We start from the raw sequence: 11,576 nt of genomic DNA, 5'->3' as shown, positions 1-11,576 counted from the left end.
CCCAGCTCAGCCGGCCCCGGCGCACCGCGGCCCCAGCGCCCGACCTGCACTGGGCGGCCGGCACCGCGGCCCTGCAGGTGGGTTGCTGGCTGGCCGGCGGACTCCCGGACGCCCTCGGCAGCGTGCTGATCCCGGACGCCGACCGTGCGCTGCGGGTCCGGCCGCTGCGGGCCCATCCCGGCTGCGCCTGCCGGACGCCGCGCTGATTCGGCACCGGTTGGCACAATAGGCGCCATGCAGCCCGACGATCCCGACGACGACCGGCAGCTACCGACTTCGTCGCTGGCCCGGGCGTCCCGGATGTTGTCGCTGCCGCTGGGCGCCGCCGGACGCCAGGTGGTCGGGCTGGGCCGCCGGCTGTTGGGTGCGGACGCCGACGTGGTGGACGCCGAACTGCGCGGTGCCGCCGCCGAGCAGCTGTTCGCGGTGTTGGGCGAGCTCAAGGGCGGGGCGATGAAGTTCGGCCAGGCGCTCAGCATGTTCGAGGCGTTCCTGCCCGAGGAGATCGCCCGGCCGTACCGGCAGCACCTGGCCAAGCTGCAGGACAGCGCTCCCCCGTTGCCATCGTCGCGGGTGCAGGCGGTGCTGCGCAACGAGTTGGGGCCGCGCTGGCGGGACCGGTTCGCGTCCTTCGACCTGCGGCCGGCGGCTGCGGCGTCCATCGGGCAGGTACACCGGGCGGTGCTCACCGACGGGCGTCCGGTGGCCGTGAAGATCCAGTACCCGGGCGCCGATCAGGCGCTGCGTTCCGATCTGCGGCAGATCGAGCGGCTGGCCGGCGTGGTGGCTCCGCTGGCCGGCGGCGTGGACGTGGTGACGATCAGCCGGGAGCTGGCCGAACGGATCTCCGAGGAGGTCGACTACACGCTGGAGGCGGACAGCCAGGCGCGGGCCGCGGCCGCCTTCGCCGGCGACCCGGAGTTCGCCGTCCCGGGCGTGCACGAGGCGACCACCCGGGTGCTGATCACCGACTGGCTGGACGGCCGCAAGCTCTCCTCTGTCGCCGATGACCCGGCCGAGGAGCGTAACCGGGTCGGCCTGGCCTACGTCCGCTTCCTGTTCGCCGGACCGGCCCGCGCCGGCCTGCTGCACGCCGACCCGCATCCGGGCAACTACCTGGTGCTGCCGGACGGACGCCTCGGCGTGGTCGACTTCGGCCTGGTCGCCCGGCTGCCGGAGGGGCTGCCGTCCGCGATGGGACGGCTGATCCGGCTCGCCATCGACGACGACGCCGACGCGATGACCGCCGGGCTGGCTGATGAGGGGTTCATCGCCCGCGACGTCGACGCCCGCGAGCTGCTCGGCTACCTGGAGCCGTTCGTCGAGCCGGCCCGGGTCGAGGAGTTCCACTTCGACCGGGAATGGATGCGGGCCCAGTTCCTGCACATCCGCAGCAGCTCCGACCGTCACGGGGTCGCCATGCGGCTCACCATTCCCCCGGTGTACGCGCTGATCCACCGGGTCTGGCTGGGCGGCATCGCCGTGCTGGCGCAATTGGACGTCACCGCCCGGTTCCGCGGTGTGCTCGCCGAGCTGCTGCCCGGTTGGTACGACTAGGAGCTCTCATCCAGGATCGCGAACACCGACTCGGCGTACTTGTCGGCCTTGGAACGACCCACGCCGGCGATCGCCAGCAGCTCCTTCTCGGTGCTCGGACGCGCCTCGGCGATCGCCATCAGGGTGGCGTCGGTGAACACGCAGAAGGCGGGCAGGCCCACCGATGCGGCCTCTTGCCGGCGCCATTCGCGCAGCAGTTCCCAGGTGTGTTCGTCGTAGTTGGACGGGCAATCGGCGTGGCGTCCCAGCTTCAGCTCGGCGCCGGCGGCCAGCGGCTCACCGCAGACCCGGCAGGTCATGCTGAGCTTGCTGCGCTTCTTGCGACCTCCACCGGAGGCCGGCCGGGAGGGGCCGGTGTCGGGGCGGATGCCGTCCAGGAAGCGGGACGGTTTGCGGCGAGCTCCGCCGCCGTTGCGGGACTCGGCCCAGGAGATGGACAGGTGTCGCTTGGCGCGGGTGATGCCGACGTAGAGCAGCCGGCGTTCTTCGGCGATCTGCTCGGGCGACTGGGCGAGCGCGAACGGCAGCGTGCCTTCCTGGACGCCGACCAGCGCCACACCCTCCCACTCCAGGCCCTTGGCGGCGTGCAGGGTGGACAGTGTCACCCCGGCTCCGGCCGGGGCGTGTTCGGCCCGGGCGCGTTCGTCGATCTCGGTGAGCAGCTCGGCCAGCCCGGCCTCGGGGTGTTCGGCCGCGTACTCCTGGGCGAGGCCGAGCAAGGCGGCCAGCGACTCCCAGCGTTCTCGGGCCTGGCCCTGACCGGACGGCGGTTCGGCCGTCCAGCCCTGCCCGGCCAGCACCCCGCGGACGGCGGTGACCAGGTCGCCGGTGTCGGCGGCTAGCTGTCCTTTGAGCGCGACGATCGCGGAACGGACTTCGCCGCGCTGGAAGAACCCCTCGGACGCCCGCAGCGTGAACGGCACCCCCGCGGAGGAGAGCGCGGCCTCGTAGGCCGGGGACTGGGCGTGGATCCGGTAGAGCACGGCGAGTTCGCCGGGTGGGACGCCGTCGCGGATCAGTCCGGCCAGCCAGCGCGCCACCTGTGCGGCCTCGTCGGCTTCGGTGGCCGCCTGGCTGAATCGGGCCTGCGGGCCGGTTCCGGCCTGGGCGATCAGCCGGACGCCCTCGCCCGGCCCGCGAGTGTGCAGCACCTTGTTGGCCAGCTCGACCACCTGGTCGGTGGAGCGGTAGTCGCGGACCAGCCGGATCACTTCGGCGTCCGGGTGCCGGATCGGGAACCGGGTCAGGTAGCTGGAGCGGGCGCCGGCGAAGGAGTGGATGGTCTGCGCCGGGTCGCCGACCACGCACAGGTCGGGACGCTCGGCCTGCCACAGTTCGAGCAGCTTCTGCTGCAGCGGGCTGACGTCCTGGTACTCGTCGACCACCAGGTGCCGGTAGGTGCGCCGCACCTGGGCTCGGACGTCGTCGTGGTCGGAGAGCAGCGCCACCGCGCAGAGCAGCACGTCGTCGAAGTCGATCACCCCGCGGTCGCTCTTCACCTGCTCGTAGCGGGCGTAGATGCGGCCGACGCCGGTGGCGTCCACCCCGGAGACCTCGCGGCCCTGCTCGGCGGCCAGTTCGGCATAGTCGGCGGGCGGCACGTTGCTCACCTTCGCCCAGCTGACCTCGGTGAGCAGGTCGCGCAGGGTGCCGGATTCGGCGCGATGGCCGAGTTGGCGTCCGGCGGCCTCGGCCATCATGCCGGCGCGGGCGTCGCTGACCCGGGGCAGCTCGCTGCCCATCGCGTTCGGCCAGAAGTACTGGGCTTGGCGCAGCGCCGCGGAGTGGAAGGTGCGGGCCTGCACCCGCGGGAAGCCGAGTCCGCGCAGCCGTCCGCGCAGCTCGCCGGCGGCGCGGGTGGTGAAGGTGACCGCCAGCACCGCGAACGGGTCGTAGGCGCCGATCGCACAGCCGTAGGCGATCCGGTGGGTGATCGCGCGGGTCTTGCCGGTTCCGGCGCCGGCGATCACCGCGACCGGCACGCCGAAGGTGGTCGCCACGGCCCGCTGTTCGGGGTCGAGGGCGGCCAGCAGCGCATCGGGATCGGGCACGTCGGACACTCTAGAACGCCGCTCGGACAGAACCCGCGGCGCGCTCGCTCAGCGAGGTCGCGAGTCGACCAGCCAGCTGAGGATCTTCTCCCCTGGCGACCAGTCGTGGAGATCGCTGGTTCCCCACGGGGTCACGCGGTACTCCTGCCCGGTCGGGGATCGCCACCAGAACACCCCGCTGCGCGGCTGCCGCAACCGCCAGCGCCCCGCGGTCTTGGCCCGATGGACGCGGCGGCTGAGCGGGCCAAGATTGCCGGGCCTGGTCTGGCCGGCGCCGCCCGGAACGAAGGGAACGGTGTGGTCCAGATCGAGCCTGCGGGCCGGACGGGACGAGTAGGGAAAGACCTCGCAGCCGTCGCGCAGCACCACCGACGCGCGGACTCGCCGGGGAATCTCGTAGTTGTCGACAGCCTCATCGGTGCCGACGTGCAGCACGGGCGTGATGGTGACGCGATGCGTGCCGAACAGTTCGGCCAGCTGCGCCTTGGTGACCGGACCGAGCGTTTCGGAACGAGCTACCGGCGCGTCCGGCGAACTGTCGCTGGTTCCGGTGATCATCTCAGGGGTCAAGTGCAGGTACACCGCTGTGCGCGGTAGGTGCCGCTCGTCGTCAGCGCCGCCCAACAGCGCCTGGGCACGCGCCGGCGTGGCGAGAATGCCCAGGGCTTTCGCCCTGCGGACGTCGAGCGGGTCGGCGTCGCCGAGCCGCCTCAGCGTCTTCGCGATGGCCCGGATGGTGGATTCCAACTGCTGCGCATCGGTGGTGTCGACGCGGGCCCACACCTCCGACACCGCAGGATCGCCCGTCGCGGCCGTGTTGGCGAATCGGGTGGCGCGGGCCTTCCTGGTGGCTTCTTCGACCTTGTCGGCGGCCACCTGGGCGATCAGCCCGCGGGCCAGCCGGATCAGCCGGGGCCAGGCGATCCGTCCGTACTTGCCTTTCAGCCGATCGTCGACCCGCAGCGCCTGATCCAGCGTCAGGTCGTAGCTCGCGCACAACTGGACGAGTTGGAAGCCTCGGTAGGTCGCGACGCTTCCGCTGGTCACGGCGTTCCACAGGTGTGGGTGTCGCGCATGCAGGTTGAGCACATCGCGGATCAGCCAGGTCGCAGCGGTGACCGACCGCCCGGTCGCGGCGGCGATCTCCAACGGCAGGAACTCCCCCACCAGCCGGGTACCGTCGGCGCCGAGACGCACCGGACGCTCCCCGACCACGTCGAACTCGTCGTCGGTCGTCCACTCGTGGGCCACCGCGAGCTCGTAGACGGCATGGAGTTCTTCGGCGTCCGCGAGCTTGCGAAGCTCCCCGGCTCCGCGCAGCCGGTCGACCGCCGAAGCGGCTTGACCCAACGCTCCACCCTCCATCATGTGTTCGATTATAGCGTGTCATGCCCTAGTTGAACATCTATTGGTGAGGCATCTTTCTGTTCACTGTCGAGCGCCCCGGTCCTCACCCAGGACCCCGACCGACTCTCCTCTCGGTCGTGCTGGGTTCAGAGAAAATGTCGGAACCACCCCCTAGGGTGTTGCCACTCACCAACAGCATCCGCGCCCCCATCGAAGACGCCCTCCTGCGCCCCCAAGCCCGCAGGCTCGCGCAGACCAGCAGAGTCGGCTATTTCCGCAGCAGTGCGTCGGAAACGCTGACGTGATCGCCCACCCGAATGACGAGCTGCCCGCCAAGCCCTCCAGCATCGGACCAGACCCAGAACTCGATCTGACCGTGGTTTTCACGAACGGATATCTTCGACGCCGTCTCTCGCTCGACGAGCAACCGCTCTTCCTCGGCCTCCAGCCAGCGCACGTGAACAGAGCCTGCCGTCTCGTCCCAAGTGAGGGTGACCACCGAGCCGTCGTCGGCCCAACTGGTCACGCTGACGACCCCCGGCTCGTCTCCGGGCACAACGTCGACGGGAAGCCCGTCGAGTTCGGAGAGCCGAGGAACCTCCATGAGCTCGCTCATCACGGGCCTCCCCTCGGGATTGCGGTCGTCAATCGGAAGCCGGAGACCGTGACCTGCCAAGTCGACTCGAACTTCAGGAAGCCATCCGGCCCAGAGAAGAGCGGGTCGCGGATCTGGAACGTGCCGTGCTCGTTCGTGGAGGTCCGCGCGATGTTGTCGTTGCGCGCAATCACGTCATCGAAGTGGTCCGACAGCAACGACCTGGCTGCCGGACCCAACTCGGCCGAAGAGGGAGTCTTACTTGCCGGCGTCGACCAGCACGATCGCCTCACGACGCAGCCCCTTCATCGACCCGCTTCATGACAAGCAGGGCCTGGCCAGCGGCTCTCACAACAGCGGGCCAGCGCGGATCTGTCCCATAGACCTCGTCGGCCGCGTCACCTAGCTCGTCAAGCATTGGCCCCAGCACGAGCTCCAACTCGGCGAACGCGAGCACCTCCGCCGAATGGATGATCGCACCCACCGCCGCTTCCGGCTCAGGTAGAACAGCGCAGTCGTCGTAAAGGACGTGGACTATCAAACTGAAGTCTTCGTAGTAGTTCACGCCCTCATCGACACGACCCCATCTGGCCTGCTGGTGTCGGACGTCGCTTAGCGAACGCAGTGCTGCAACGGCCTGCAGCCGCATCTCGGGGAAACGGATCGGCATGCTCATGGCGCACTCCAACTTGACCATGACATCCACTCTGTCAGAGGTATGTGGGCCTGCGGGTTCTCACTCTGCGACCCGACGATGGGCTTCCCGTCTGGCCCAATGACCTTTCCCCGTTGCGGACGACAACATGGTCGACCTGCTGCGACAGTCGCGGCGACCCGGGGAGCCCTGATCGATCCTGACGCCGTTGCCCGTCACCAGCCTGCTGGAGCGTCTCGCCGCCGCAGACTTCGCCCACCGCGTCGCTGCGGTCCGCAAACAACGCGGCAGGACCCAACAGACACTCGCCGACACGTCGGGGTTACGTCACCCAGCTGCGGCGCTACGAAGCCGACACCAACCAGCCCACCCTCGATATGCTCCGCGTCCTCGCCGTCTCCGCCGACGAACTCGTCTTCGACCCCGACGAACGCGGCCCCAAGACGAAGCCTGCGGCTTTACCTTGCCGCACTTGACCAACTCCACCCCGACGAACGCAACAGCATCCGCGCCCTCATCGAAGGCGCCCTCCTACGCCACCAAGCCCGCAGACTCGCCCAAACCAACTGAGCGCTACTCAGGTCGATAGGCCGCACGCAGGACGTCGTTGAGTCGATCTCGCAGCTCTCTGGCCTGTGCCTGGGTCACGCCGAGCCGGGTGTCGAACTCCCACTCGTCAACAGCTTCGAGTGCTTCATTGATGGCCCCGGCCAGCACGGCCAACTCGTCCCTCGTCATCGCGAAGACCAGTTCGTCATCAACGACCTCGTCGTCGCCGATCCATGGAGTGTCGGGGTGAAGTTGTCGCATCCGGGCTACAATACCATTTCTCCCGCTTAGTCCCATAGTAGAGGCCAGTCACTCATGGCCTAAGGCTCGCAAACCGAGGCGGCGGCCCGGGCGTCCCGTGAGAAACGTCTTGCTGGACGGGTCATACATTCACTCAAGGTAGGTTGAGATGGCGCTGTCCACGACAAAGACCAGCACGCCAAACGCTATTACAATAGCGGCACCCCTCTGAATCTCGACTGGAACGGGAATAACTTTGGCTAAGAGTAGGACAACACCGACGGGGAAGATCACGCCTGCGAGGGGGGCCCATAGCGAACTCGGAGTACCAGAGCCCGAGCACGCTACGCCTTCTCGCAATGAACTTCCGCTGCAAGTAGCCCATCAAACGCCCCACTTAAAGCCTCAGATCTTTAGGCCATCGCCAACGCACCCACACACCGTCACCTATTTCGCAAGATGGGATCAGTACGAGATCTCCTCTTGTGACGCCGGTCAACCAAGACTACCACTATCCCATCGATAAAGATGCCGAACGCAAATAGTCCAGTCAAGTAGACCACCCACGGGCCGCCTATAGCTGGGAAAGTGGACGCGAGTATTGGCCCAACGAATATCCCGCCACCCAGATAGGGGACCTATCCGGACTGAGTCCATACGAACCAGAATCGACCTTTGGACGTGGATGTGAACCACGCTTTCAATCCGTCAACGAACCTTGACGGTATCGAGGAATCGGGCAATCTTCTCACCGTTCTTAGCTCCTTCCGCGCTGCCTATCACGGCTACGGCCCAGAAATCCAGCGGTTCTTGGGCGCGACCCTCGAGCGGGCCCATTGTCGACTCTATCGGTCGCTTGATACACCAGGCAGGACGCCTGAAGGTCGCACGTCAAGTCTCTCAGAACGTCGTAGCGACAAGATAGGCGAGCTGCGCAATCAGCACTAAGCCGAAGACTGAGATCAGCCAGAACGCGCCCCCTCGATCATTCCTCCTCCTCCAGATATGGAACACAGTCCACATCGTCAATGGCGCACACCCGATTAGCATGATGGTGGCGGAGCCAATGAACACGGCATCCGGAATCAGATAGGGATATCTATCCAATTGAAATTCCCTCAGTCGAATGTACCACCAATACGCGGTGGCCGATATCCACAATAGCTGACTGAAAAGCAACGCGAGGGTGATCGAATATCCGGGGTCCTTTCGCATTCATTCACTCCCTCGTCTTGCCCGCGCGAATGTACTCGTCCAGCCGGGCCCGAATAGCCTCAGTTATCGCGCCTCCGGAGCAGCCCCGTTCGGGGCATAGTTTCGAACCCGCGACCAGACTTACGCTATTGCGAGTGACATAGAGACCGTACGGGGCAAATTGGAGGACTCTTGCGAGACCGCGGCTACATTCAACCCTTTGGGCCACACACCCATCCTCCTAGAATCCGAGGTAAACCCCGGTCAGAATAAGAACCAGAATGGCCAGATGGACGAGTGACAACCCACAGACAGCCAGGATCGATATTCGTTGAACCATCAGGCATGAGCGTACACTCGGAAACACTGCGATCACCCACAATGGTATAACGATCGAACCGAGGAAAATACCCACGTACAGCCCCACCAGAGACAGTATCGGAATCTGCCGTTCCATCGGCCCGATTAGTTCCAGCTTCTTCGTCCAGAAGTAGAGGACGCAGAAGAGCCAACAAATCTGAGTCCAGTGAAGAGCCCCCAGGTGTGGGCTCCGCGACTGAGCAGCCGGCGATCTCACTGTCGAACCTTATCGGTCGCTTGATATTCAGGGAGATGGTCGAGTATTGCCTGAGTTATTGCACCACCAGGAACCTTTCCCCCAGGATACCTGTCGGCCAGTTCATAGCCTATTCGCACACTGAGCCAGTCACCCGCGTCACTTCGCCCGCCCTTGACCGCATTCATCAGGTCGCCAACTCCCTATCTCCGCACTCGTCGAAATGCGATCGGATCACCTCCAGCATACACCCGTCGCCCTTACTCACGCCCACCGTCACCCATTTCGCGAAACGGGATCAGTACGAGATCTCCTCTTGTGACGCCGGTCGACCAAGAATACCACTATCCCATCGATAAAGATGCCGAACGCAAATAGCCCAGTCAGGTAGACCACCCACGGACCGCTCATAGCTGGGAAAATGGACGCAAGTATTGGCGCCACGAATATCCCGCTACCCAGATAGGGAACCCATCCGGACTGGGCCCATATGAACCAGAGTCGACCTTTAGACGTGCGTGTGAACCACGCTTTCAATCCGTCAATGAACCTTGCTGGTATCGAGGAAGCGGGCAATCTTCTCACCGTTCTCAGCTTCTTCCGCGCTGCCTATAAAACGGCTAGAACCCCAGAAATCCAGGGGCTCCTGGGCGCGGCTTCACCGACATAGCCGCACCAGCCACGGGTATGAATATCACATGTCCATCTTCTTGCGACACGGTGGGTCGCACCCACCATCAGTAGCCGGTCGCGGCCGCCCATGTCGCATAGCCGACCACGAGCGCCCTCAAAAGGAAGTGGCTACGCTTGTGATTCATCAACCCACTTCGCCTTATTGGTTCGTCGCGTACTCATCGAGGTTAACCAGATGGCCTTTAAGACAAATGTCAATCATCGAAGTGGTTGACATTATGACGTTCAAGGTAGGTTGAGATGGCGCTGGCCACCGCATAGGGGTCGACCGTGAATCTGGGCATCAAGCACTCCCTTGCGTTGACCCCCAGCGAGTGTAGAGAGTCAACCATCAGAGGTATACCCACCCGACAAGACGAGCAATCAGAAATAGGAGTTGCGCCGTCGCCAGGCCACCCAAGGAGAGAATCGCGGCCCTTCCAACGCGACCTCAGCGGATACCCCCACACGTAAACGACCGTTAATATGGGCAACACAGGACATCCGACTCCCATTACAAAAGCAGCAATCAGGTGTACCCACAGATCGAAAAGCGCGGCATCCGAGTTGTCAGGAAGGGGCGGTTCGGGAACTCTCGGCGAATAGAGGCGAAACCACCACCAGAGCGTCGCAGCCAGCCATACCAACTGACAGGCCAGCACGACCACAAAGTGGCGAGCTTCCGATACACTTCGCTTATTCATGCCAGAGCGCCCCCAATTTGCGTCACGAAGCTCCCCATGCGAGCCGGGGTCGACGCGCCGGCGATTTCGTGAGATTAGGCAACAATCGGCGCCCAGAAATATATTGCCTGAGCCAGAGGTAGAACGCCGAGAATGGCAACTGCCCAACGGATACTACTGCTCTCACTCTTCGAAAATACCGCATGCCCGACTGCCCACATAGGCACAACTACCGAACCCACGAGCATCACGATCGCGGCTGCAATGAAGAACGGATCGGGTATGAATATCACATGTCCAGCTTCTTGCGAAACGGTTAGCCGCACCCACCACCAGTAGCCGGTCGCAGCCACCCATGTCGCATAGCTGACCATTAACGCCTTTAATAAGAAGTGGCTGCGCTTGTGACTCATCCGCCTACCTCACCTTATTGGTTGTCGAGTATTCATCGAAACGAGCTAGGATAGCTTTAGTGATTGCACCGCTGGGAACGTTCCCATTGGGATACCTATCCGCCAGTTCGTATCCAATTTCGATGCTAATTCGATCACCCGCGTCGTCAGTGCCGCCGAAAGCGCGGTTTCCGAGGTCGCTGAAATCCTTGCCGACCGTCTGCTTTGCGACGTAACCATAGTGAATGTTCGACCAAACGTCTCGATAAAGACGCGCCTGCTTTCCCGGAACCGGCAGATAGCGGTCATCGTTCACAATCGGTCGGCCAAGCTCGGCCTCGATCATGCTGTCTGCTGGCCACTTGTGATCCCAGCCACCCTTCTCCATCATTTTGAAGAAGAAGAGCATTCCACCTCTTAGCAGAGCGGCCCAATTGGCGTCTGCGTTCACCCCAAGCTGGGTCGGATTGAGCCGATCCTTTGCGGCGTGGACGTTTCGATTCAACTCCCCTGTCATATAGCTGTCTACCTTTCCCCAAACTTTGGACGTTTTGGAAGCTGGCGCGGACTTGACTTGATCACTGTAGGGATTCTTGCCGCGGAATGCAGCCTTGGGTCGAGCTAAGTATCCGTGCTTCTTGTATTTCTTCGGCGTCCCCTTGGGCCATTTTCCAGTCCGATGCTTCGTCTCCCTCGCGATCACAGCGGGGTCGAAGCGTCGACGATCCCAATCGCAGCTGTCGATGCACATGAACAGCCCGGTCGGGTCTGCCTTCGTCACCGGTGTGTTGTTCGCGTACAGGTACGGGTTCCACTGCAACGGGTCGGCCAGGTCCTGGATGGGGTCGACGGTGATGAAACGCTGCAGAGCCGGATCGTAATCACGAGCACCGATCCGGGTCAGACCGGTCGCGTCCTTGGTGCCACCAACGAAACCACGCTCACCCGCCCACACCGCCGGCGGCGTGCCACGCGGATTCCCATACGGGTCCTGCCACGACGTCGACAACGCCCCCGTCGCGTTGTTGATCTGATGATGCGTCGTACCCTGCCAATCCGACACCAACGTCGACACCGTGTCGTTG

9 protein-coding genes are annotated in these 11,576 nt (G+C 64.3%); 2 read left to right on the top strand and 7 right to left on the bottom strand.

Annotated features, from left to right (window positions below; genetic code table 11):
• Both QM582_RS11785 and QM582_RS11780 read left to right on the top strand, forming a co-directional pair.
• Positions 1 to 206 (top strand): hypothetical protein (locus QM582_RS11785; protein WP_415084624.1); only part of this gene is annotated, 206 nt, incomplete at its 5' end.
• A gap of 28 nt (positions 207 to 234) precedes the next feature.
• Positions 235 to 1,557 carry an ABC1 kinase family protein gene (locus QM582_RS11780; protein ID WP_415084622.1) on the top strand — a complete coding sequence of 441 codons (1,323 nt, stop codon included), beginning with the start codon at positions 235 to 237 and terminating at the stop codon, positions 1,555 to 1,557.
• On the opposite strand, the gene QM582_RS11775 is transcribed toward QM582_RS11780, so the two are convergent.
• From QM582_RS11775 to QM582_RS11745, 7 genes are all read right to left on the bottom strand, one after another.
• Complete coding sequence (locus QM582_RS11775) at positions 1,554 to 3,608, bottom strand: ATP-dependent DNA helicase UvrD2 (protein WP_415084620.1); 2,055 nt, start codon at positions 3,606 to 3,608, stop codon at positions 1,554 to 1,556. The two genes, QM582_RS11780 and QM582_RS11775, sit on opposite strands and share 4 nt — an antisense overlap.
• Positions 3,609 to 3,656: 48 nt before the next feature.
• Positions 3,657 to 4,976: a hypothetical protein gene (locus QM582_RS11770; RefSeq protein WP_415084618.1), complete on the bottom strand. Its 1,320-nt coding sequence runs from the start codon at positions 4,974 to 4,976 to the stop codon at positions 3,657 to 3,659.
• Positions 4,977 to 5,223: 247 nt separating this feature from the next.
• Positions 5,224 to 5,571, bottom strand: a complete 348-nt coding sequence (locus tag QM582_RS11765) for a hypothetical protein (RefSeq protein WP_415084617.1) — start codon at positions 5,569 to 5,571, stop codon at positions 5,224 to 5,226.
• 268 nt (positions 5,572 to 5,839) lie between these two features.
• Complete coding sequence (locus QM582_RS11760; protein ID WP_415084616.1) at positions 5,840 to 6,226, bottom strand: SCO4402 family protein; 387 nt, start codon at positions 6,224 to 6,226, stop codon at positions 5,840 to 5,842.
• A gap of 552 nt (positions 6,227 to 6,778) precedes the next feature.
• A complete protein-coding gene (locus QM582_RS11755; RefSeq protein ID WP_415084614.1) occupies positions 6,779 to 7,015 on the bottom strand; it encodes a hypothetical protein in 237 nt (78 codons plus the stop codon).
• A 3,179-nt stretch (positions 7,016 to 10,194) separates the two neighbouring features.
• A complete protein-coding gene (locus tag QM582_RS11750) occupies positions 10,195 to 10,512 on the bottom strand; it encodes a hypothetical protein (RefSeq protein WP_415084612.1) in 318 nt (105 codons plus the stop codon).
• A 4-nt stretch (positions 10,513 to 10,516) separates the two neighbouring features.
• Positions 10,517 to 11,576, bottom strand: a 1,060-nt coding sequence (locus QM582_RS11745) for an RHS repeat-associated core domain-containing protein (RefSeq protein ID WP_415084610.1), incomplete at its 5' end; no start/stop codon positions are given.

Source organism: Micropruina sp. (assembly GCF_047607385.1).
GTDB lineage: Bacteria > Actinomycetota > Actinomycetes > Propionibacteriales > Propionibacteriaceae > Micropruina.
This window is presented reverse-complemented; position numbering and strand designations above follow the sequence as displayed.

Excerpts from the sequence above, each read along its gene's own strand:
- QM582_RS11780 (WP_415084622.1), top strand. The coding sequence starts at position 235 with ATGCAGCCCGACGATCCCGACGACGACCGGCAGCTACCGACTTCGTCG.
- QM582_RS11750 (WP_415084612.1), bottom strand. The coding sequence starts at position 10,512 with ATGAGTCACAAGCGCAGCCACTTCTTATTAAAGGCGTTAATGGTCAGC.
- QM582_RS11760 (WP_415084616.1), bottom strand. The coding sequence starts at position 6,226 with ATGAGCATGCCGATCCGTTTCCCCGAGATGCGGCTGCAGGCCGTTGCA.
- QM582_RS11755 (WP_415084614.1), bottom strand. The coding sequence starts at position 7,015 with ATGCGACAACTTCACCCCGACACTCCATGGATCGGCGACGACGAGGTC.
- QM582_RS11765 (WP_415084617.1), bottom strand. The coding sequence starts at position 5,571 with ATGAGCGAGCTCATGGAGGTTCCTCGGCTCTCCGAACTCGACGGGCTT.
- QM582_RS11770 (WP_415084618.1), bottom strand. The coding sequence starts at position 4,976 with ATGATGGAGGGTGGAGCGTTGGGTCAAGCCGCTTCGGCGGTCGACCGG.